The sequence below is a fragment of the Methylobacterium sp. 142-1Y genome, from assembly GCF_057747795.1.
Map to the genome: position 1 here is coordinate 581,823 of NZ_JBYLEN010000002.1, position 21,754 is coordinate 603,576.

Annotated in this window: 17 protein-coding genes; 6 read left to right on the forward strand and 11 right to left on the reverse strand. The window is 68.6% G+C overall.

Annotated elements, in window-relative coordinates:
- The first annotated feature begins 540 nt into the window (after nt 1-540).
- Nucleotides 541-975 carry a GlcG/HbpS family heme-binding protein gene (locus AC3AOF_RS32630; protein ID WP_236993243.1) on the forward strand — a complete coding sequence of 145 codons (435 nt, stop codon included), beginning with the start codon at nt 541-543 and terminating at the stop codon, nt 973-975.
- Nucleotides 976-1,099: 124 nt separating this feature from the next.
- On the opposite strand, the gene AC3AOF_RS32635 is transcribed toward AC3AOF_RS32630, so the two are convergent.
- From AC3AOF_RS32635 to urtA, 8 genes are all read right to left on the reverse strand, one after another.
- Nucleotides 1,100-2,155, reverse strand: a complete 1,056-nt coding sequence (locus AC3AOF_RS32635; RefSeq protein ID WP_236993242.1) for an aliphatic amidase — start codon at nt 2,153-2,155, stop codon at nt 1,100-1,102.
- Nucleotides 2,156-2,216: 61 nt separating this feature from the next.
- Nucleotides 2,217-2,528: an FmdB family zinc ribbon protein gene (locus AC3AOF_RS32640; RefSeq protein WP_488349195.1), complete on the reverse strand. Its 312-nt coding sequence runs from the start codon at nt 2,526-2,528 to the stop codon at nt 2,217-2,219.
- 1 nt (nt 2,529) lies between these two features.
- Nucleotides 2,530-3,759, reverse strand: a complete 1,230-nt coding sequence (fmdA, locus tag AC3AOF_RS32645; RefSeq protein ID WP_488349196.1) for a formamidase — start codon at nt 3,757-3,759, stop codon at nt 2,530-2,532.
- Between the two features lie 327 nt (nt 3,760-4,086).
- Nucleotides 4,087-4,830 (reverse strand): urea ABC transporter ATP-binding subunit UrtE, encoded by a 744-nt coding sequence (gene urtE / locus AC3AOF_RS32650; RefSeq protein ID WP_236993239.1) that lies wholly within the window; start codon nt 4,828-4,830, stop codon nt 4,087-4,089.
- A gap of 14 nt (nt 4,831-4,844) precedes the next feature.
- Entirely contained in the window at nt 4,845-5,618 is a 774-nt protein-coding gene (gene urtD / locus AC3AOF_RS32655; RefSeq protein ID WP_236993238.1) for an urea ABC transporter ATP-binding protein UrtD, read from the reverse strand.
- A 10-nt stretch (nt 5,619-5,628) separates the two neighbouring features.
- On the reverse strand, nt 5,629-6,759 hold the full coding sequence (gene urtC, locus AC3AOF_RS32660) for an urea ABC transporter permease subunit UrtC (RefSeq protein WP_236993237.1): 1,131 nt from the start codon (nt 6,757-6,759) through the stop codon (nt 5,629-5,631).
- Nucleotides 6,760-6,771: 12 nt separating this feature from the next.
- A complete protein-coding gene (gene urtB, locus AC3AOF_RS32665; protein ID WP_236993236.1) occupies nt 6,772-7,698 on the reverse strand; it encodes an urea ABC transporter permease subunit UrtB in 927 nt (308 codons plus the stop codon).
- Between the two features lie 412 nt (nt 7,699-8,110).
- Nucleotides 8,111-9,367: an urea ABC transporter substrate-binding protein gene (gene urtA / locus AC3AOF_RS32670; RefSeq protein ID WP_236993235.1), complete on the reverse strand. Its 1,257-nt coding sequence runs from the start codon at nt 9,365-9,367 to the stop codon at nt 8,111-8,113.
- Nucleotides 9,368-9,596: 229 nt separating this feature from the next.
- Between urtA and AC3AOF_RS32675 the strand changes: the two genes are divergently transcribed.
- Entirely contained in the window at nt 9,597-13,001 is a 3,405-nt protein-coding gene (locus AC3AOF_RS32675; RefSeq protein ID WP_488349197.1) for an ATP-binding protein, read from the forward strand.
- Nucleotides 12,994-13,908: a response regulator gene (locus tag AC3AOF_RS32680; RefSeq protein WP_488349198.1), complete on the forward strand. Its 915-nt coding sequence runs from the start codon at nt 12,994-12,996 to the stop codon at nt 13,906-13,908. The genes AC3AOF_RS32675 and AC3AOF_RS32680 overlap by 8 nt, the downstream gene beginning before the upstream one ends.
- A gap of 27 nt (nt 13,909-13,935) precedes the next feature.
- Here AC3AOF_RS32680 and AC3AOF_RS32685 read toward each other — a convergent pair whose 3' ends face one another.
- The 3 genes from AC3AOF_RS32685 to AC3AOF_RS32695 form a co-directional block, all read right to left on the reverse strand.
- Nucleotides 13,936-15,459, reverse strand: coding sequence for a Dyp-type peroxidase (locus AC3AOF_RS32685; protein WP_488349199.1), 1,524 nt, complete (start codon nt 15,457-15,459; stop codon nt 13,936-13,938).
- Complete coding sequence (locus tag AC3AOF_RS32690) at nt 15,446-16,690, reverse strand: hypothetical protein (protein WP_488349200.1); 1,245 nt, start codon at nt 16,688-16,690, stop codon at nt 15,446-15,448. Before AC3AOF_RS32690 ends, AC3AOF_RS32685 begins: the two co-directional genes overlap by 14 nt.
- A gap of 610 nt (nt 16,691-17,300) precedes the next feature.
- Nucleotides 17,301-18,200: a thermonuclease family protein gene (locus tag AC3AOF_RS32695; RefSeq protein ID WP_488349201.1), complete on the reverse strand. Its 900-nt coding sequence runs from the start codon at nt 18,198-18,200 to the stop codon at nt 17,301-17,303.
- 132 nt (nt 18,201-18,332) lie between these two features.
- Between AC3AOF_RS32695 and AC3AOF_RS32700 the strand changes: the two genes are divergently transcribed.
- Genes AC3AOF_RS32700 through AC3AOF_RS32710 form a run of 3 tightly spaced genes read left to right on the forward strand, consistent with a single transcriptional unit; the run spans nt 18,333 to nt 21,625 of the window.
- A complete protein-coding gene (locus tag AC3AOF_RS32700) occupies nt 18,333-18,728 on the forward strand; it encodes a sugar dehydrogenase complex small subunit (protein WP_236993229.1) in 396 nt (131 codons plus the stop codon).
- Nucleotides 18,721-20,412 (forward strand): GMC family oxidoreductase, encoded by a 1,692-nt coding sequence (locus AC3AOF_RS32705; protein ID WP_488349202.1) that lies wholly within the window; start codon nt 18,721-18,723, stop codon nt 20,410-20,412. The genes AC3AOF_RS32700 and AC3AOF_RS32705 overlap by 8 nt, the downstream gene beginning before the upstream one ends.
- 1 nt (nt 20,413) lies before the next feature.
- A complete protein-coding gene (locus AC3AOF_RS32710; RefSeq protein ID WP_236993227.1) occupies nt 20,414-21,625 on the forward strand; it encodes a ferritin-like protein in 1,212 nt (403 codons plus the stop codon).
- Nucleotides 21,626-21,754: the final 129 nt, after the last annotated feature.

Here is a 21,754-nt window from a genome sequence, read left to right on the forward strand (position 1 = left end):
TAGGCCGTAAATAGGCTCAGCAGGACGTCGCCCGCATGTTCCGTTCGCAGTACGCACCTGCACGAGGGACGCCTGCGCCCCGCCCGACGACGTCGATGCCGGCTCGTCCTGGACGATGCACCGCAATCCAAAGTCCGGGAGCCGCGTCAGACGACTCCGTTCTCCATCGTCCCGGATCCGGCGATAGGTATCCTCCGGGCCTGCACCACGCTGCCGGCGGGGCGACCTCCGGGGCCACGGCGCGCACCGCCTCCGTCATCGCGCCGGGAGGCCAGGTATGTTCCTGCCGTGCGCGCCCTCGTCGCCTCTCCGATCGCCGTCGGGCGCTGCGTCGCCGAGATCGGACCGCCCTCCCGGCCGGCGCCGGGAGCGTCCGGAGAGCCGTCGCGAGCGAAAGCTTTCGATCGTTGCCGACAGCATTGGCACAGTCCTGAGGACGAAGGTCCGGGCTGACAGCGGGCGGCCGATCGTTGCAAGCGAGGGCCGAACGGATGCGAATTCCGTCCCGGTCGAGACGGAATGCCTCGGGGAGACACGCGCATGCATGTGACGATCGAACAGGCCGAGACCGCGATCCGTGCCGCCCGCGACAAGGCGGCCGCGCTCGGCACGCAGATGTGCATCGCCGTCGTCGATTCGGGCGGCAACCTGAAGGCGTTCCACCGGATGGACGGCGCCTGGGTCGGCTCCATCGACATCGCGCGGAAGAAGGCGAAGACCGCGGTGTTCTTCGGCATGAAGACCGGCGCGATCGGCAGCCTGTCACAGCCCGGTGGTCCGCTCTACGGTATCGAGCACTCGAATGACGGGCTGATCACCTTCCCGGGCGGCATTCCGATCGTCGATGCCGGCGGCGAGATGTCCGGCGCGATCGGCGTCTCGGGCTCGTCGGTCGAGAACGACGACGCGGTGGCGCTCGCCGGAGCCCAGGCCATCGGCGACACCGAGTTGCCGGCGCATCCCTGGCGCACCTGAGCGGCTTGCCGTCGGACTCGGAACCGCGGGATGGGCCTTCCGGCGGCCACCCTGGACCGCCGTGGAGGTCCTGCGCGATTTTTCCACCCCAGGAGCCGCGCTTTGCACGCGCGGCCCCTCGGCTTCACCGCCTCTCACGACGCGTCGCGGTACCCTCACCCGCGACCGGGATGCCCTCGATGGGGCATTCGGGCGTGCCGACGCTGGCGCGGGTGATGCCTCGCACCGCGTCGCGGGTGCCGTCGGGGTCCTCGATCCAGCGGCGATAGAAATCGTAGGGGCAGGCCGACAGCCCGTGCCGGTTCTCGCGGGAATTGATCATGCCGGTATAGCCGCGGTGGAGCAGCTTGAAGAGGTGGTTCTCCGATTGCCAGTGCTGGCGCGCGTCGCGGATCAGAAATTTCGACAATGCGGCGTACTGGATGCCGTTCTCCTCCTCGCCGCACTCGCCCAGCGTGCGTCCGTCGAAGCCGATCACCGCCGAGTGGCCGAAATAGCTGTAGACCCCGTCGAAACCGGCCGCGTTCGCCACCGCCACGTAGACGTTGTTGGCAAACGCCATCGCCTTCGACATCAGGACCTGCTGCTCCTTGGCCGGGTACATGTAGCCCTGGCAGCGGATGATGAGCTCGGCGCCGCGCATGGCGCAGTCGCGCCAGATCTCCGGGTAGTTGCCGTCGTCGCAGATGATCAGGCTGATCTTGAGACCCTTCGGCCCGTCGGAGACGTAGGTGCAGTCGCCCGGGTACCAGCCCTCGATCGGCACCCAGGGCATGATCTTGCGGTATTTCTGCACGATCTCGCCCTGGTCGTTCATCAGGATCAGGGTGTTGTAGGGCGCCTTGTGCGGGTGCTCCTCGTGCCGCTCGCCGGTGAGCGAGAACACGCCCCACACACCCGCCTTGCGGCACGCCTCGGCGAAGATCGCGGTCTCCTCGCCGGGGACGGTCGCAGCGGTGTCGAACATCTCGGCGGCGTCGTACATGATGCCGTGCGTCGAGTATTCGGGAAAAATCACCAGGTCCATGCCCGGCAGGCCTGACTTCATGCCGACCACCATGTCGGCGATCTTGCGGCAATTGGCGAGGACCTCGGCCTTGGTGTGCAGGCGCGGCATCTTGTAGTTGACGACAGCGACGCCGACGCTGTCGTGGCTGCTGGAAATGTCGCCGTGATGCATGGCGGGTCTGTCCTCCCTCGGTCGGGATCCCCTCGCTCCGCCCGGAGCGAGGGGACGGGCGTCAGTGGCTGATCATCCACGGCCGGGCGGCCGGGAAGCCCTTGGCGGCGGCCGGGGCCGCCGCACTCGTCTTCGGGGCGCAGCAGCCGCAGCCGGGGCCGTGGCTGCGCTTCGGCGCGTGGCGGCTCCGCTCGTTGGTGGCGTGGGCGGCCTTCAACCCGGCATCCATGCCCGACAGGCGCGGCGCGGTGAGGAAGGCGCGCTCGCAAGTCCCGCCGCAATCCGGGCAGTCGTGCGGCTCGCGGAACTGCGACATCGGGCGCAACACCGTGAACGGGCCGCACGCCTCGCAGGAATAGTCGTAGACCGGCATGCTACTTGTCCGGGGAGATCGGCATCTGGACCGAGCCGTCGAGATATTGCGTCGGCCCGGCGGCGCTCGGGTTGATGTCGAAGTCGAAGATGCCGGTCGGCAGCCACAGGGTCGCACAGGCATTCGGCACGTCGACGACGCCCGAGATGTGGCCCTGCACCGGCGCGGTGCCGAGGATCGAGTAGGCCTGGGCGCCGGAATAGCCGAACTTCTTCAGGTACTCGATCGCGTTGAGGCAGGCCTGGCGGTAGGCGACCGTCACGTCGAGGTAGTGCTGGCCGCCGCTCTCGTCGACCGAGATGCCCTCGAAGATGAGATGGTCGTCGAAGCGCGGGACGATCGGCGACGGCTTGAAGATCGGGTTCCTGATCCCGTACTTCGCCATGCCGTCCTTGATGACCTCGACCTTGAGATGGACCCAGCCGGCCATCTCGATCGCGCCGCAGAAGGTGATCTCGCCGTCGCCCTGGCTGAAATGCAGGTCGCCCATCGAGAGGCCGGCGCCCGGGACGTAGACCGGGAAGTAGATCTTCGAGCCGCGCGACAGGTCCTTGATGTCGCAATTGCCGCCGTGCTCCCGCGGCGGGACGGTGCGGGCGCCTTCCGCCGCCGCCTTGTCCTTCGCCTCACCCGACAGCCGGCCCATATGGGCGGTCGGTCCGAAGGGCGGGTTGGCGAGCCCCGGCACCCGGGTCGGATTGGTGGCGATCAGCGCGGTCTCTCGCTCGTTCCAGGTCGCGAGCAGCTTCGGATCGGGCAGGCAGCCGATCAGGCCGGGATGGATCAGGCCAGGAAAGCGCACGCCCGGGACGTGGCGCGACTTGGTGAACATCCCCTCGAAGTCCCAGATCGACTTCTGGGCCAGCGGGAAGTGATCGGTGAGGAAGCCGCCGCCGTTCTGCTTCGAGAAGAAGCCGTTGAAGCCCCATTGCGACTCGGGCTTGGCGCCGATGTCGAGGAGTTCGACCACCAGCAGGTCGCCCGGCTCGGCGCCCTCGACCCCGATCGGGCCGGAGAGGAAATGCACGATCGACAAATCGATGTCGCGCACGTCGTCGGCGGAGTCGTCGTTCTTGATGAACCCGCCGGTCCAGTCGTAGGTCTCGACGATGAAGTCCTGGCCCGGCTTGACGTAGGCCACCATCGGGATGTCCGGGTGCCAGCGATTGTGCACCCTATCGTTCTCGTAGGCCGACTGCGTCAGGTCGACCTTGATCAACGTCTCGGGCATGCGTTTCCCTTTCCCTGGAGCGGGGGATGTCCCGGCTGGCGACCGGGATCGTGGGTGCGGGGCGAAACGAGCCTCCGCGATACTTTCGGATCGGAGTCTACCTCGACTGTGTATTCTCTCCCGCCCTCGACCTCATCCTGAGGTGCTGGCGATCGAAGATCGCATTCGACCGACGGGAGCCTCGAAGGAGGGCTCCAGGTAGCTCCGAGACCTCTGGAGCCCTCCTTCGAGGTCAGTCGATCTTCGATCGACCAACACCTCAGGATGAGGTCGAGGATGGGACGAGGACGACGAGCGCAATGTCCTTCTCGACCATCGAAGAGCCGTTCAAACCGACAGGTAGCGGGCGACCTTCGCCTCATCGACGTCGGCGCGGTCCTCCTCGTGGACGATCGCTCCGTTCTCGATCACCAGTACCCGGTCGGCGATGTCGAGGGCGAAGCTGAGCACCTGCTCGGAGACGACGATCGACAGCCCGCGCTCGTCGCGAATCGTCTTCAGCGTCCGGCCCATCTCCCGGATGATCGAGGGCTGGATGCCCTCGGTCGGCTCGTCGAGGAGCAGCACCTTCGGCCGGCTGGCGAGCGCCCGGGCGATGGCGAGCTGCTGCTGCTGGCCGCCCGACAGGTTGCCGCCGCGCCGGCCCTTCATCTCCAGGAGAACCGGGAACATCGCGTACAGATCGGGCGGGACCTTGCTCTCGCCGGTGACGGTGAGCCCGGTCTCGATGTTCTCCTGTACCGTCATGGTCGAGAAGATCATCCGCCCTTGCGGCACGTAGGCGAGGCCGGCGGCGACGCGCCGGTGGCTCTTCATCGCCGTCACGTCCCGGCCCGCGACCCGGATCGTGCCGCTCTTGACCGGCAGGATGCCCATCAGGGTCCGCATCAGGGTCGACTTGCCCATGCCGTTGCGGCCCATCACGGCGACGATTTCGCCGGGCGCCAGGGCGAGGTCGATGCCGTGCAGCACCTCGCTCTGGCCGTAGGCCGCGTGCAGGCCGGTCACCGTGAGCATCGGTTCGGCGCCGGGGGCCGGCCTGGGGGCGGAGGCGGGAACGGTCTGGAGCATGGCTTTGCCTCCCCTCAATGCCCGAGATAGACTTCGACCACCTTCGGGTCGGTCTTGACGCGCTCCATCGAGCCCTCGGACAGGACCTTGCCCTGGTGCAGCACCGTGACCCGGTGGGCGATGTCCTCGACGAACTTCATGTCGTGCTCGATTACCAGCACCGAGCGGCCCTTGATGATCTGGTGCAGCAGCTCGGCGGTCTTCCTGCGCTCGGCAACGCTCATGCCGGCCACCGGCTCGTCGAGCATCAGCAGTTCGGGGTCCTGGATCAGCAGCATGCCGATCTCGAGCCACTGCTTCTGGCCGTGGCTGAGGAACTCGGCCCGCTTGGCGAGGTGATCCTTCAAGAAGATCATCTCGGCGATCTCGTGGATGCGGTCGCGCACCTCGGCGTCGCGCTTGAACGTCAGGGCGCCGAGCACGCTGCGGCCGCGCGGGAACGAGATCTCCAGGTTCTCGAACACCGTCAGGTCGTCGTAGATCGACGGCGTCTGGAACTTGCGTCCGACGCCGGCCTGGACGATCGCGCTCTCCGAGAGCCTGGTCAGTTCCGTGCCCTTGTACTTGATCGAGCCCGAGGTCGCCCGGGTGCGGCCGCAGATCAGGTCGAGCACCGTGGTCTTGCCGGCGCCGTTGGGGCCGATGATGACCCGGATCTCGTCCGCGTCGACGTAGAACGACACGTCGTTGACCGCCTTGAAGCCGTCGAACGAGACGGTCAGGGCCTCGACCGCGAGGAGAAAGTCCGGTTGGCCGGCACTCGCGCCGGGGAGGATGGCGGCGTTCATCGAAAACTCCTCACTCGGCGGGGGCGCCCTGGGGCAGCGGGGCGACGGGTTTGGGGCGGCGCGCCAGCCGGGGTTCGACGTGCTGGCGCCAGATGCCGGCGAGCCCGTTGGGGAAGGCGAGCACCACCGCGATGAACAGGGCGCCGAGGCCGAACAGCCAGAGTTCGGGGAAGGATTCCGAGAAGGTGGTCTTGGCCCAGTTGACGAGGAGCGTGCCGTAGATCGCGCCGAACAGCGACAGCCGTCCGCCGACCGCGGCGTAGATCACCATCTCGATCGACGGCACGATGCCGACGAAGGACGGTGACATGAATCCCACCTGGAGGGTGAACATCGCCCCCCCGATCGCCGCGAAGGCGGCGGCGAGGCAGAAGGCGAAAATCTTGAAGCTCGCGACGCTATAGCCCGAGAAACGGACCCGATCCTCCTTGTCGCGCATCGCCACCAGGATGCGGCCGAGCTTCGAGCGCTTGACGTGTTGTGCGATCAGTACGCAGGTAACGAGGAGGCCGCCATTGACGAAGTACAGGACCGTCTTCGCCGCGTCGGTGCGGATGTCCCAGCCGTGGAGGGTGCGGAGATCCGTAATCCCGTTGATGCCGCCGGTATAGCCTTGCTGTCCCACGATCAGGATGGTCAGGATCGCGGCGATGGCCTGGGTGATGATCGCGAAGTAGGTGCCGCCGACCCGGCGCTTGAACATCGCCGCGCCGATGACGAAGGCGAACGAAGTCGGCACCAGCACGACGGCGATCAGTGTCAGCGGCAGGCTGTGGAACGGCTTCCAGAACCACGGCAGCGCCGTGATCTGGTTCCAGTCCATGAAGTCCGGGATGCCCGGTGTCGACTGGATCTTGGTGTTCTCGACGGATGACGCCTCGAGCTTGAGGTACATCGCCATGCAATAGCCGCCCAGCCCGAAGAACACGCCCTGGCCCAGCGACAGGATCCCGCACATGCCCCAGCAGATGACGAGGCCGAGCGCCACGAAGGCGTAGGTGAGATACTTGCCCACCAGGTTGAGCCGGAACCCGTCGAGGGCGAGCGGCAAGAGGCCGAAGATCAGGGCACAGAGGAGGGCGAGGGCCGCCCATTCCATCGGCTTCATGAACGGGTTGTCATTGACGGTCGGGAGTTTCATGGGCAGGCCTCCTCAGCGCCGGACCTTGAGGGTGAAGAGGCCCTGCGGCCGCAGCATCAGGATCGCTACGACGGCGAGCAGGGTGATGACCTTCGCGGTCGAGCCGGAGAGGAAGAATTCGAGGGTCGACTGGGTCTGCGAGATCGAGAAGGCGGACGCGATAGTGCCGAGCAGGCTCGCTGCGCCGCCGAAGACCACGATCAGGAAGGTGTCGACGATGTAGAGCTGGCCCGAGGTCGGCCCGGTCGAGCCGATCATCGTGAAGGCCGAGCCGGCCACCCCGGCAATGCCGCAGCCGAGGCCGAAGGTGAGGCGGTCGACCCGGTCCGTGTCGATGCCGACCGCGCCGGCCATCACCCGGTTCTGCATCACCGCCCGGACCTGCTTGCCGTAACGCGACGCGAAGAGGAGGCCGGCCACCGCCAGGGTGATGAGCACGGTGATCGCCATCACGAACAGGCCGTTGATCGGGATCTCGATCGCGTCGGTGGCCTGCACCGAGCCCATCATCCAGGACGGCAGCTCGACACCGACCTCGCGGGCGCCGAAGATCGACCGGTAGGCCTGCTGGAGGATGAGCGACAGCCCCCAGGTGGCGAGCAGCGTGTCCAGCGGCCGCTTGTAGAGGTGGCGGATCAGCCCCCATTCGACCAGCATGCCCAGCGCCCCTGCCGCCAGGAAGGCGAGCACCATCGCGACGAAGAAGTAGGCCGGGAACAGAGCCGGCAGGTGCGCCTGGAAGAAGCCCGAGCACAAATAGGTCATGTAGGCGCCGAGGATCATGAACTCGCCATGCGCCATGTTGATGACGCCCATCTGGCCGAAGATGATCGCGAGGCCGAGCGCCATCAGCACGTAGACCGAGAACAGGATCAGGCCGGCAAAGCCCTGCATGGCGAAGATCGCGCCGAGGTCGCCGAGCGAGTATTCACCGAACATGGGTGGGCTCCGGCTGGAATGTTTCAAGATGTCTTGTGCGTGATGCGCGCCTGCCCCCTCCCCCTCTGCGGGGAAAGGAGTGGCACTGGTTTTCCCCTCTCCCCGACAGATCCCGGGCTTGCCCGGGATCTGCAAGCGACGGACGAAGTCGGGCAAGCCCGACTTCGTTGCGGGGAGAGGCCTGAGCTCCGAAGGGGCTCAGGAAGCCCGAAGGGCGAGGGTGAGGGGGGCTCGACGAGTGAGGCTCCTCCGGAAAACACCCCCTCACCCTCGCTGCGGCTTTCGCCTCCGCTCCTTTCGTCCCCGACAAGGGGGACGAAAGCCTCTCCCCGCCCGCGGGGAGAGGGGATTTCCAGCGCCACTTCTTTCCCCGGACAGCCCTGCGCAGAGGGGGGAGGGTTCGGGTCGGCGCTTACTGGTATCCCTTCGGGAACGGGTTCGGCTCGATCAGGTCGGCGCTCTCGTAGACCACCTCGAACTGGCCGTTAGGCAGCGCCTTGCCGACCCGGGTCTTCGACCAGAGGTGATGGTTGGGGTGGATGCGGACGTAGCCCTCCGGCGCGCCCTTGAACTCGATCCCGCCGGAGGCCGCCGCGACCTTGTCGACGTCGAACGAGCCGGCCTTCTCGACGGTGAGCTTCCACAGGTAGGGCCCGAGATAGGCGGCCTGGGTCACATCGCCGATCACCGTCTTGTCGCCCCACATCTTCTTGAAGGCGGCGACGAATTTCTCGTTGTTCGGGTTCTTCAGCGACTGGAAGTACTTCATGCAGGCATAGGCGCCGGCGATGTTCTCGCCGCCGATGCCGTCGATCTCGTCCTCGGTGACCGAGATCGTCATCAGCACCTGCTTCGACAAATCGATGCCGGCCGCCTTCAGCTGCTTGTAGAACGCCACGTTCGAGCCGCCGACCACGTCGGTGAAGATCACGTTCGGCTTCGTCAGCTTGATCTTGTTGATGACCGAATTGAACTGGGTGTGGCCGAGCGGGAAATATTCCTCGCCGACGACCTTGCCCTTCAGCACGTTCTCGACGTGCTTGCGGGCGATCTTGTTCGAGGTGCGCGGCCAGATGTAATCGGAGCCGATGAAGAAGAAGGTCCTGGCGTCCTTCTCCTTCGCCACCCAATCGAGGCTGGCGAGGATCTGCTGCGTCGCCTCCTGGCCGGTATAGATGACGTTCTTCGACTGCTCCAGGCCCTCGTAGAAGGTCGGGTAATACAGCATGCCGTTATATTGCTCGAAGACCGGCAGCACCGCCTTGCGCGAGGCCGAAGTCCAGCAGCCCATCACCGCCGCGCACTTGTCGTTGACGAGCAGCTTCTTGGCCTTCTCGGCGAAGGTCGGCCAGTCGGAGGCGCCGTCCTCCTGGATCACCTTGATCTTGCGGCCGAGCACGCCGCCGGCCGCGTTGATCTCCTCGATCGCGAGTTTTTCCGCCTGCTGCGCCCCGGTCTCGGAGATCGCCATCGTGCCGGTGACGGAATGCAGGATGCCGACCGTCACCTCGGTGTCGGTCACGGCGAGGCCGGTCGTGTTGACGGCCGCGGTCGGCGGGGCGGCGGCGAGCGCGAGGCGGGGCAGAAGCGCCGCGGCCGGTGCCGCGGCGAGCCCCATGAGCAGCCGCCGCCGCAACGCCGATTCGAGGCCCCCGTCGTTCTCAGCCATCGTCCTCTCCTGTCGTTCCGTCCGGGCGTTCCCTCGAGGGTCTTGCCCGCCGCATCCGGAACTCAGGCTAGGTGGCGTATTGCGCCGCAGCATATACGCGTTTTTGCGTATTCCGCGGCGGGCCGAAGCCGGACAGGATCATGCGCCCCCGTGCCTCTCGCACGAGAGCATTTCGGCGAGGGAATTCCCCCCGGATCCCGCACTGCCGCGGGCGCGACGACGGAGGCCCATGCCCGGACGACAGCGCATCATCCCGGTCCGCCGCGAGTACAACCAGTGGGTCGCGAATGAGACCCTGGAGGATTTCGCGCTGCGCTTCACGGCCAAGCGCGCCCGGCGCTGGTCGGGCTGGCGGGTCGCCCAGACGGCGCTCGGCTCGGTCGCCTTCCTGGCGCTCGAGGCGATCGGCGGCACCCTGATCCTGTCGAGCGGATTCACCAACACGCTGTGGGCCGTGCTCACGGTCGGGCTGGTGATCTTCCTCACCGGCATGCCGGTGAGCGCCTACGCCGCCCGTTACGGGCTCGACGTCGACCTGCTCACCCGGGGCGCGGGCTTCGGCTATATCGGCTCGACCATCACCTCGCTGATCTACGCGAGCTTCACCTACCTGTTCTTCGCCATCGAGGCCGCCATCCTGGCGCTCGCCCTCGAACTCGGCTTCGGGCTGCCGCTCGCCATCGGCTACCTCGTCAGCGCGCTGGCGGTGATTCCGCTGGTCACCTACGGCATCGCGCTGATCAGCCGGTTCCAGCTCGTGACGCAGCCGGTCTGGCTCGCGCTCAACCTCCTGCCGATCGCCTGCATCGCGGCTCACGCGGATGCGCCGCTCGATGCCTGGATGAGGCATGCGGGCCTTGCCGGCGAGCGAGGTGAGGGCTTCGACCTCCTCCTCTACGGCGCGGCCTGCGGGATCCTGTTCGCGCTCATCGCGCAGATCGGCGAGCAGGTCGATTTCCTGCGCTTCGTACCGCCGGAGGAGCCTGGCCGGCGCGGGCGCTGGTGGGCCGCCGTACTGGGGGCGGGGGCGGGCTGGATCGTGCCGGGCGGCCTCAAGATCCTGCTCGGCTCGTTCCTCGCCGTGCTGGCGCTCGCCCATGGCGTGCCGGCGGAGCGCGCCAGCGAGCCGACGCAGATGTACGCGGTCGCCTTCGGCTACGTCGTGTCGGCGCCCGGGGCCGCGATCGCGCTCACCACCCTGTTCGTCGTGTTGTCGCAGCTCAAGATCAACGTGACCAACGCCTATGCGGGCTCGATCGCGTGGTCGAACTTCTTCTCGCGCCTGACCCACAGCCATCCGGGGCGCGTGGTCTGGCTCGTCTTCAACGTCGCCATCGCGCTCATGCTGATGGAGCTCGGCGTCTACAAGACCCTGGAGCGGACGCTAGGGATCTACGCCCTGGTCGCGGCGGCCTGGATCGGGGCGCTGGTGGCGGATCTCGTGGTCAACAAGCCGCTGAGGCTTTCGCCGCCGGGCATCGAGTTCAAGCGCGCGCACCTCTACGACGTGAACCCGGTCGGCACCGGCGCGATGGCGCTCGCCTGCCTCGTCGCCGGCCTCGCCCATGCGGGTCTGTTCGGCGCGGGGGCCCAGGCCTTCGCGGCCTTCGTGGCGCTCGCCACCGCCTTCGCGGCGGCCCCGCTCATCGCCTGGGCGACGGGCGGGCGCTACTACCTCGCGCGCCGGCCCCGCCGGCACTGGCGCCTTCGCCCGGAGATCACCTGCGGGGTGTGCGAGCATGGATTCGAGCACGAGGACATGGCCCATTGCCCGGCCTACGGGGTGCCGATCTGCTCGCTGTGCTGCTCCCTCGACGCGCGCTGCGGCGACCTGTGCAAGCCGCATGCGCGGCTGGGAGCCCAGGCCCGCCGCGTCGCCGGGCGCCTGCTGCCGGCCCGCGCCGCCGCCCTCGTCGATTCACGCCTCGGGCGCTATGCCGGGGTGATGCTGGCGCTCTGCTGCACCGCCGGGCTGATCCTCGGCGCCATCTACGCCGAGGCGGCGCACCGTCCGGCGGAGCACCGCGCCGTGCTGGCCCAGGCGCTCCAGGCGGTGTTCTGCGTCATGGCGGTGATCTTCGGGGTGGTGGCCTGGCTGTTCGTGCTGGCCCAGGAGAGCCGCCGCGTCGCCCAGGAGGAGAGCGCCCGCCAGACCGCGCTGCACCGGGCCGAGATCGCCGCCCACAAGATCACCGACGCCAAGCTCCAGAAGGCGAAGGAGGCGGCCGAGGCCGCCAACCTCGCCAAGAGCCGCTACGTGACCGGCCTGAGCCACGAATTGCGCACGCCGCTCAACGCGGTGCTCGGCTACGCGCAGCTGCTGGAATCCGACCCCGCCATCCCGCCCCAGCGCCAGGCGGGCCTCAGGGTGATCCGCCGCAGCGCCGAGCACCTGTCCGGGCTGATCGACGGGCTCCTCGACATCTCGCGCATGGAGGCGGGCCGGCTCCAGCTCCACCGCGACGTGGTGCGGCTGCCCGAGTTCCTCGACCAGATCGTCGACATGTGCCGGCCGCAAGCCGAGGCCGCGGGGCTCGCCTTCCGCTTCTCACGGCCGAAGGCGTTACCGGCCCTCGTCGCCACCGACGAGAAGCGCCTGCGCCAGATCCTGCTCAACCTGATCTCGAACGCGATCAAGTTCACCGCGAAGGGCGAGGTCGGGCTGACGCTGACCTATCGCAGCCAGATCGCCGAGTTCGCCGTGACCGATACCGGCACCGGCATCCCGGAGGCCGACCGCCAGCGGATCTTCGAGCCGTTCGTGCGCGGCTCGCTGCCCGCGGCGACCGCCACGCCCGGCACCGGGCTCGGGCTGACCATCGCACATCTGCTCGCCCAGGTGATGGGCGGGGAGATCGCGGTCGCGAGCGACCTCGGGCGCGGCAGCACGTTCCGGTTGCGGCTGATGCTCTCCGCCCTGCCCGAGCCCGCCCGCGCCGCCCCGGCCGAGGCGCCGGCCACCGGCTATGCCGGGCGCCGGCGCACGATCTTCGTCGTCGACGACGACCCGGCCCATCGCGAGTTGATGCGCGAGATCCTCGGCCCCCTCGGCTTCACCCTGCTCTCGGCCGCCGACGGGCCGACCTGCCTCGATCTCGCGGCGGAGTGCCGGCCGGACCTGTTCCTCCTCGACATCGCGATGCCGGGCATGTCCGGCTGGGAACTCGCCCGGGCCCTGCGGGCCGCCGGCCACGGCCCGGCCCGCATCGCCATGCTGTCGGCCAATGCCCACGAGATCAGCCCGGTGCGGGGCGAGGACGCGCCGCACGACGCGATGATCGCCAAGCCCTTCGACCTGCGCGACCTGCTCGCCCGCATCCAGGCGCTGCTCGGCCTCGAATGGACGACCGACGCAGCGCCGGCCGCCGGGCTCAAAGCGCGCCGGGCGCACCCGGACGAGGTCGCCGAACTGCTCCGGCTCGGGCGCATCGGCCATGTCCGGGGCATCGAGGCGAAGCTCACCGAGATCGAGGCGGGAACGCCCGAGCCGCTCATGGCCGAACCACTCCTGGCCGAGCTGCGCGGCCTCGTGCAGGCCTACGACCTGCCCCGCTACATGGCGGTGCTGGAATCGGCGGCGCTGGAATCGGCGGCTCTGGATGCGGCGGGCGACGGGAGGCGCGGCGATGCCTGAGCCGGGCCGGGACATCGTGCTGGTGGTCGACGATTCGCCCGAGACGCTGAGCTTCCTCACCGCCGCCATCGAGGCGACGGGCGCCACGGTGCTGGTCGCGGTTTCAGGAAGCGCCGCGCTCGCGGTGGTGCGGGAGATCACGCCGGACATCATCCTCCTCGACGCGGTGATGCCGGGCCTCGACGGGTTCGAGACCTGCCGCCGCCTCAAGGCCGATGCCGGCCTCGCCCACGTACCGGTGATCTTCATGACCGGGCTGTCGGAAACCGAGCACGTCGTCCGCGGCCTGGGGGCGGGCGGCGTCGATTACGTCACCAAGCCGATCTCGGCGGGCGAGATCCTGGCGCGGATCCGCGTCCACCTCGCCAATGCCCGGGCCTCGCAGAGCGCGCGCCTCGCCCTCGACAGCGCCGGGCGCTTCCTGTTCGCGGTCGATGCCCTCGGGGCGATCCGCTGGTGCACGCCCCAGGCGGCGCGGTTGCTGCGCAATCTCGATCCCGGCCGTCTCAATCCGGCCGGCGGCGTGCCGCTGCTGCCGCCGGCCGCGGCGGCGTGGCTGCGCAGCGGTACCGCCGATCCGCTCACCCTGCCGGGCGGCGACGGACGACGCCTCCAGCTCAGCCGCATCGGCCGCGTCGGCGGGGACGAGGTGTTGCTGCGGCTCAATGTCGAGACCGGCGACGAGATCGAGCGCCTGCGCCGCCTGCTCGGCTTGACCCACCGCGAGGCCGAGGTGCTGCTCTGGGTCTCCCGCGGCAAGGCCAGCCGCGACATCGGCGCGATCCTGTCCCTGAGCCCCCGCACCGTCACCAAGCACCTGGAGCAGATCTACGCCAAGCTCGGCGTCGAGAATCGCACCTCGGCCTCGGCGCTGGTCGTGCGCGCGCTCCAGGACGAGCGCGCCTGACCGTCCGCGGGGTGGGCTGACGAGCGGTCAGGCGACGACGGCCGCGATCCGTCGTGTCCAGGAGATCGACGGCGTGAACAGATATTCGCCGCCGGTCGGCTTCACCCACTGCTCGAGCGCCGCGATGGCCGTGAAGCTCTTCGACGGCGCGTCGAAATATTGCGCGTCCTTCGGCCCGTGGCGACCGTCGGACAGGCGTTGTCCGACGAGAAGGTCGAACCCGCCGCTCATCGGGCCGATGTCGCTGTTCATCCAGTTGCCGTTCAATTGCTCGAACTGGTCGCTGATCGAGCGCTGGTAGGACAGGAACAGCAGACCCCGCTCGCGGCCGTTATCCGGATGGCCCGGATTGTTCCGGTCGTACGAAGGTCCGAAGGGAATCCCCCGCCTGAGCATCTGGCGAGCCCGCGTCTCGTCGGGGCCTGCGAGATTCGTCTGCATGTCGCGTGGATTGACCTTGCGGATATGAGCCCAGATCGGGCAACGGGCGCCCTTCTGCGCGAGCGGGTCGCCCTGGCTGCCCGCGATGCGTTCACCGCTGGACAGGACGAGGTCGGGCGTGTCGCCGGCGAACGCGAAGTGGTTGAGCGCCAGCGCCGCTTCGGGAACGGTGGGACCGGCGGTCTGCCGCATGAGCGGCTGGCCGCTCGGGAAACGGCCGACGATCCGCGCCCGCAGGTCGTTCTCGTCCACCGGCTTCCCGAGCCGCCGCGAGAGCGTGTCCGCGATGGCCTTCGTTCCCGCATCGAAGCCGGGCACGTCCTGGGTGAGGCGACGGAAGACCAGGAAGGAGCCATTTCGCGCGTCGGCCTCCTCGTCGCCGAACAGGAACTGGTCCGGCGGAAGGAGGGGCTGGCCCGGCTTGCCGAACTCGATCCCCAGGGCCCCCGGCACACCGTAGCGCGTGGTGAGAAAGCGCTGCACCCCTCGGTCGTCGATGACGCCGAGGACGCCGGGCTGGCTGATCCCGTCCTGGAAGCCGAAATGCTCCTTGTCCCCGGGAAGGAACGCGCCGAGTTCGGCGTAGATCCGGACGAGCCCGCACGCCTCGATCTGCTCGACCAGCGGCTCGCTGAGCGCCTCGATCTCCGCATCGGCGGCGGCGATCAGCAGGAGATCGAGTGGCGTGTTCGGTCCCCCGACGACCCAGTTGGCGGGGCAGGTCGGATCGGCCGAGCCGTCCGGCAACCTCGGCTCCGTCGTGTCGCCGGCCCGCAGCGGCATGCCGGCCCCGAAAGCCGGTTCGAGGTCCTTCAGGCGTTCGAGCCCGAGAGCCTCGGCGGCGCGGACGCCGATCGCGTAGTTGAGCCAGAGGTCCGGCCTCGCCGGTGCCGGCGCGCCGGCGAGGAAGGCGGTCTTCCGATCGTCCTTGTGGCCCAGGACGGTCGAGAGATCGGTGAGCGAGGCGTCGAGGACGAGGCGCAAGGCGGCCTTGAGCGCCGCCTCCGACGTTCCCTGGAACCCGACGAGACGTTGCTGGCGGCGCCTGAAGCCGGGCAGCACGTTGCCCTGGATGTCGAGCGCGTCGAGGAGAGGCTCATTCGGTGGCAAGGCGCGACCTCGTCCTGCGGGGTGCGGAGGTCGCGACGGCCATCGGCATCGGGCCGGCCCCCGCAGCGGGATCCGCCAGTTCCGGGTAAGCGTCCACCGCTCCGTTGGCGCACCTGGCCCCTGCATCCGTATGCTGCAGGTTGACGTCCTTGATCCTCGTGGGCGAGGTTCCCGACGGCATGCAGCAATGCGCCACGCACCGGGCGGAGGAAGGGTGAGGCGGCTCGGCCGCCCCCACCCTGGCATAGAGGACCATCTCGATGCGCTCGGCGACCTGCCCGCCCCATTCCAGCGGCACGCCCATCACCTTGACCTGATCCAGGCCGAACGCGGCCCCCGCCGGCGGTTCGAGCACCGCCATCAGGCCGCGGCCGGCCTTGCCGCGCCGGAAGGTGAACCAGTCGTCCACGGGCGTGTTGCCCGGACCGGTGAGCGTCTGGGGCAACAGCCTGTCCATGTAGAGGCCGACCGGATCGGCGAGGGTGGCGGCCTGAGGCGTCGCCCCGCCCGCGATGGGCAGGCAGGTCGTGTTGACCGCCCAGCCGATATTGGGATCGCTGCTGCGGTTCGGATCGCCGAAATTCGCGCAACACGCGAGGCGCCGCACGTCGGTGACCCGCTGACCCTGGGCGTCGACGCGCGGGACCGTGGCGATCGCCGCGAGATTGATCTCGGCGCCCAGCGTGTTCGCCGGATGCGTCAGATGGATGACGCCCCTTTCGGTATTCCAGACATTCAGCCTGTCGTAGCTGCCATCCTTGAGGAGATCGCCCCCCTGCACCGCCGGATCCACCAGTTTCCTGTACAGCGCCAGCACCGTGTCGAAATCGTGCTCGGCGAGTTTCTCCCAATATTCCGGACCCTCGGCGGTAAAAACTATCTTTTCGATACGTCCCGCTTTCTTGTAGACGAACCACTCGCAATACTCGTCCTGCTTCCGAAACTTGCCCCGCCCCGATTGCTGAAGAACTTCCGCATCCTTCCAGGCATCCCGCCGGATGTTCCTGTTCGTCCTGAGCAGGGTGAGTGGAAAGCCGTTCCAATGTATCGGCACCGGATCGCCCTCGGCGGCGGTATCCACCTCGGTGAAAAACAAGGATCCCGGTCCGAGCGCACGAATGTTGTCTTGAAATTGCCCACTGATGTAGGCGTGCCAGTCATCGAGGAAATCGGCACGCTTTGTCTCGTTTCCAATATCGGAGACGTCACCTGGCGTTGAATATTTGAACATGACGCCCCCCTCCCCGCAGAGCCGGCAACGAACCGCAAGCACCGCCTCCATATATCGCTTGAAGCTGGCATCTTTCTCAAGTTTCCGCAACCATTGAACCGCAGCTTAGCCGTATTCGATCTTTGTCTTCCCGGCACATTTATTGCTTCGACTGTCGAGCGCGGAGAACTGCAGACGACGCCCGCCGCACGGGCCAGCCGAACGACGTCCTCGTGATCCAAGGACGCCTGGATCACGTTGCGAGAGATCCGCGAACCGTGGCGGCGCCGGGAGTCCGGCTCGTCACCCCTCGCTCACGACGGCCGACGGCATCATACGAGGTCCGGCTGATTACTGAGCGAGGCAGGCGCAGCTTGCAGGACAGGGGCGGCCATTCCCGAGACGAGCGCCTGAGAGCCTCCTTGATCAGATTTATCTGACGATAATCAAATATATCATGGGACATTCCCCCCTCCAACTCAATATGAGGTGAGAGTGTGGGATGATCCCGCCTGCCTCAGTCCTTGGATGGACGATCCTGTTCACACAGGCTCCGGGATGACGAATCCCGGGATCGCGATACGACGATCATCGGCGGGCCTCGCTCGCGCCCCGATCGATGCGGCGCGCCTCAGGCGCCGGATGGCAGCGGCGCGCCGACGAGCGCGGCGAAGAACCCCGGCGGCTGGAGCGGCATCTCGTCGAAGACCAGCTCCTCCGGATCGCGCGTCAGCCGGATCTGCACGCTGCCGGACGCCTGCTCGACGAAGGTGTCGAGGTGGGTCCGCTGCTGGGTGCGCAGGTCCCAGACGACGTCCCGCCCCTCGGCGAGCGCCTCCTTGAAGCCGACCGCCGTTCCGCTCGCGGCCATGTAGTCGCTCAGGCGCCGAAAAAGCTTCGGCAGGATCGGCACCTCGTCCATGAGAACCCCGAGGGAGGTGGCCTCGAAGCCCGCCGTCGTGCGATCCTCCTGCCAGAGCCCGCGCTTGGCCGTGCGCGCGTCCACGGCGGCCGCCGTCATCGCCGTCCTGAGATCGGCGAACAGGGTCGCGTAGAACGTCGGATAGGCCAGGCCCTGATGGAGGGCCTGCAGGTTGAAGCTGCGGCGCAGGAGCGCCGCGTCGAGCGTCACCGAGGCGCCGTCGACGTCGGGCGCCTCGCCGGCGAACAGGAAAGCGACCGGGCGGTTGTACTTCTCCTTCTGCCGGGCCAGGATCCATCCACGCGTCCCGTCGTCGGCCGCCACGACGGTGGCGTGGCGCGAGTCCCAAACGACGTTCTTCACTCCTGCGAAGGCGAGGATGGCATCCGTCGCCGCGAATGCCCAGCGACTCGGCTGATGCCGGGCATTGTAGTGCGTCTCCAGCGCGTCGATCCCGTCGAGCCTCAGCTGGCGCGAGGGCTTGGCGCCGCTGCTGCCGCCAGGCAGCGCCCTCACCAGCGCATCGTCGTCGGGCACGAACCGGATGGAGTCGCCATCCGGAGACAGACCGACGACGCGGAACGCGCCTTTGATCAGGGTGAAGGGCATGTGTGTCTCCGCCGCTCTCAGTCGGGACAGGGTGCCGTCTCGCAGACTATCGCACGCTCGCCCTTCGGTTGTGAAGTCTTTCCAGCGATGAACGATCGTGCCACTCTGCGATGGAGCTTAGGAGCGAGACCCTTGCCCGAGTTCCTGACGATATCGCGCCTGGTCACGGGGGTGGACGACCTCGACGCGGCACTGGCCGAGACCTACCTCGCGCTGATGACGAGCGCGGCGGAGGCGGCCGGCGAGCTTGCGGCGCTCCGGTCCGTCGCGGCTGCGGCCGTGACCGCAGAGGAGCCCGAAGTCGCGCTGAAGGCGGCGCTCGCGGGCGATCGCGCCGCCGCGGCGGCGGCACGGCGGCTCGCTTATCTCTGGTATGCGGGACGTCTTCCTCCGGAGGGAAAGGTCGAGGCTCCGTTCCCGTCGGCGGAGGCGTATTTCGGCGGCCTGCTGTGGCGGGTCGTCGGCGCCCACCCGCCGGGCCTGTCGGGCGGCTATACCGGTCATTGGCGGTATGCACCGGATGCCTGACGCCGACGCGCGCTGTTCGGTGGCGATCGTCGGCGCCGGGGTGGCGGGGGCGCTGCTGGCCTTCGAACTCGCGCGCGCCGGACACCGGGTGCTCCTCTTGGAGGCCGGCCCCGCGAGCGGCCCCCGCGTCGACCTCGTCGCCGACTACGCCCTCGCGGCCGTCAAGACGCCACGCTCGCCCTATCGCGACAACCAGCCGCCGTCTCCGGTGACGAGCCCGGACAGCGAGGACGATTACGCCCAGGCCCAGCCCTCCTCCCCCTTCAAGTTCAAGAGCACCTATCTGCGGCGGGTCGGCGGCTCGACCTGGCACATGCTGGGAAACATGCCGCGGCTGGTCCCGGCGGATTTCCGGCTGCGCTGCCTATACGGGGTCGGCGTCGACTGGCCGCTCGGCTACGACGATCTCGAACCGTGGTATGGCGAGGCCGAGCACGCGCTCGGCGTCGCCGGCGACCATCGCGCGCTCGACGGCCTGCACGGCGCCCATCGCAGCCGGCCCTTCCCGATGAGCCGGATCTGGCCGTCCTACGGCGACCTCGCGGTCGAGCGCGCCGCGGCCGGGCTGCAGGTGCACGGCATCCCGGTCGAGCTCACCTCGACGCCTCAGGCCCGCAACTCGCGCCCCTACGACGGGCGCCCGGCTTGCGCCGGCAATTCCTCCTGCGTCCCGATCTGCCCCATCGGCGCGAAGTACGACGGGTCGGTCCACGTGCGGAAGGCGGTCGCCGCGGGAGCCATCCTGTGGGACCGGGCCGTGGTCACCCGTATCGACCTCGACCGGACGACGCGGCGCGTGCGGGCCCTGCGCTATACCCGGTGGGACGAGGCCGGCGCGAGGCGGGAGGGCTTCGTCACCGCGGACCTCTACGTCGTCGCCGCGCATGCCATCGAGACGCCGCGGCTGCTGCTCGCCTCGCCGGATCCGGACGCCGCGCCGGCCGGCGTCGCCAACGGCAGCGACCAGGTCGGCCGCAACCTGATGGACCATCTCCAGGGCCAGGGCGCGACCATCGTCGCCGAACCGCTCCACCCGTTCCGCGGGCCGCCCACCACGGTCGGCATCGACTCGTTCCGGGATGGCGCCTTCCGGGCCCGTCATGCCGCATTCCGCCTGTCGATCGGCAACGACGGCATGGGCCGGAGCGAGACGCCCTACGCCGCCCTCGGCCGGCTCGTCGATGCCGGCCTGATCGGGACCGACCTGCGCACGGCCCTGCGCGACAGGCTCTCCCGACAGTTCCGGATCAGTTACTCGACGGAGATGCTGCCCCGGCCGGCCAATCGCGTCACCCTCGCCGATGGTCCGGCGGACGCGTTCGGGGTGCCGCGCGCGGCGCTGGCCATGACGCTCGACGACTACAACAGGCAGGCCTTCGCGAAGGCCCTGGCGGTGGTGTCGGCGGTGTTCGACCGGCTCGGAGCCCCGGACCCTGAGCGCAAGATGCAGGAAGAGGATACCTATTCCGGTGCCGGCCACATCATGGGCACGACGCGCATGGGCCGGGATCCTTCCAGTTCGGTGGTCGACCGCGACTGCAGGGCCCACGACCACGACAACCTCTTAATCGTGGGCGCGGGCGTCTTCCCGACCGGGGGGACCGCCAACCCGACGCTGACGGTGGCGGCCCTGGCGCTCCGCGCGGCACGGACCGTGTCGACCCTTCTCCGCACGGGGCCCTGACATGTCCGCCGATCCAGCCGCGATCCCGAGCCGCTCACGCCTGCTCAGCCTGCTCACCGAGGCCTGCGAACTCGAGCACGGACTCGCCTGCTCCTACCTCTACGCCGCCTTCTCGCTGAAGCAGGATCTGGCCGAAGGCGGCCTGACCTGGCGGCAGCTTCAGGCGGTGCGATTGTGGGCGTCCGAAATCTACATGATCGCCGCCGAGGAGATGCTCCACCTCGCGCAGGTCTGGAACATCCTGGCCGCAGTCGGCGGTTCGCCGCATTACGGGCGTCCGAACTTCCCGCAGCGGCGCACCTATTACGGGTTCGACCAGCCGCTGGCCCTCGAAGGATTCGGCGCCCGCGCCCTCGACCGCTTCATCTCGTACGAGACGCCGCTCGATCTGCTGGCCGGGCGGAAAGCCGCGCCGACACGGACGAACGACGACGAGCCGGCGCGGTTTCGCTCCGTGGGCGAACTCTACGGCCTGATCGCCGAGCAGATCCAGGGCCTGCCGGAGGAGAGCCTGTTCTTCGTAGGCAGCCAGGGAGAGATGACGCCGGACATCGCCCATTTCCCCGATCTCCTGCCGGTCCGGGACGCACGATCGGCGCTCGCCGCGATCGCGCTCATCACCGAGCAGGGCGAGGGGACGGCCTGCGACCGCGGCGACTCGCACTACGCCACCTTCCTGCGGACCCGGGCCGCCTTCGAGGAGCACCGCGCCGCCGATCCGGCATTCCGGCCCACCCGCCCGGTCCTCGACAACCCCGTGCCGCGCATCCGCGGCGACTGGGCCGGGGGCGGGCCGGTCAACGTGCTCGTCGATCCGTTGGCGCGGGAGGTCGGGGATCTGTTCGACGACGTCTACGTCCTGATGCTGCGCCTGCTCCAGCACGCCTTCGCCAGCGGTCCGTCGGGACCGATGGCCGGCCTGTTCTGCAGCGTCGCGATCGACGCGATGACGACCGTGCTCAAGCCCCTCGGCGAGACGCTCGCCCTCCTCCCCTCGGGTCGCGGCGACGGTTCGCGGGCCGGCGCCGCCTTCGGACTGACCCGCCACACCACCCTGCCTCCCGCGTCGGCCATCGCCCTGCGCATCGCGGCCGAACGCGCTGAGGATCTGGCTCGCGTGGCGTCCCGGCTCGCCGGACGCGATGGGGCACCGGAGCGGCTGGGCCTGGCGGCGGATAATCTGAAACGGGTCGCATCCGCCTTCGGTCCCTGAGAAAGCTCGCGTGCACCCCTGACCGGGCGAACGATTGGCCACGGGGACGCGACGGCCGACCGCGACGTGATCGCGACCGTCGGCCGACGGTCGCGGAACCCGCGTCCGGGCGCGGGTGCCTGCACCCGG

Coding starts and splice junctions, on each gene's coding strand:
- AC3AOF_RS32630 (WP_236993243.1), top strand. CDS start 541: ATGCATGTGACGATCGAACAGGCCGAGACCGCGATCCGTGCCGCCCGC.
- AC3AOF_RS32635 (WP_236993242.1), bottom strand. CDS start 2,155: ATGCATCACGGCGACATTTCCAGCAGCCACGACAGCGTCGGCGTCGCT.
- AC3AOF_RS32640 (WP_488349195.1), bottom strand. CDS start 2,528: ATGCCGGTCTACGACTATTCCTGCGAGGCGTGCGGCCCGTTCACGGTG.
- fmdA (WP_488349196.1), bottom strand. CDS start 3,759: ATGCCCGAGACGTTGATCAAGGTCGACCTGACGCAGTCGGCCTACGAG.
- urtE (WP_236993239.1), bottom strand. CDS start 4,830: ATGCTCCAGACCGTTCCCGCCTCCGCCCCCAGGCCGGCCCCCGGCGCC.
- urtD (WP_236993238.1), bottom strand. CDS start 5,618: ATGAACGCCGCCATCCTCCCCGGCGCGAGTGCCGGCCAACCGGACTTT.
- urtC (WP_236993237.1), bottom strand. CDS start 6,759: ATGAAACTCCCGACCGTCAATGACAACCCGTTCATGAAGCCGATGGAA.
- urtB (WP_236993236.1), bottom strand. CDS start 7,698: ATGTTCGGTGAATACTCGCTCGGCGACCTCGGCGCGATCTTCGCCATG.
- urtA (WP_236993235.1), bottom strand. CDS start 9,367: ATGGCTGAGAACGACGGGGGCCTCGAATCGGCGTTGCGGCGGCGGCTG.
- AC3AOF_RS32675 (WP_488349197.1), top strand. CDS start 9,597: ATGCCCGGACGACAGCGCATCATCCCGGTCCGCCGCGAGTACAACCAG.
- AC3AOF_RS32680 (WP_488349198.1), top strand. CDS start 12,994: ATGCCTGAGCCGGGCCGGGACATCGTGCTGGTGGTCGACGATTCGCCC.
- AC3AOF_RS32690 (WP_488349200.1), bottom strand. CDS start 16,690: ATGTTCAAATATTCAACGCCAGGTGACGTCTCCGATATTGGAAACGAG.
- AC3AOF_RS32695 (WP_488349201.1), bottom strand. CDS start 18,200: ATGCCCTTCACCCTGATCAAAGGCGCGTTCCGCGTCGTCGGTCTGTCT.
- AC3AOF_RS32705 (WP_488349202.1), top strand. CDS start 18,721: ATGCCTGACGCCGACGCGCGCTGTTCGGTGGCGATCGTCGGCGCCGGG.
- AC3AOF_RS32710 (WP_236993227.1), top strand. CDS start 20,414: ATGTCCGCCGATCCAGCCGCGATCCCGAGCCGCTCACGCCTGCTCAGC.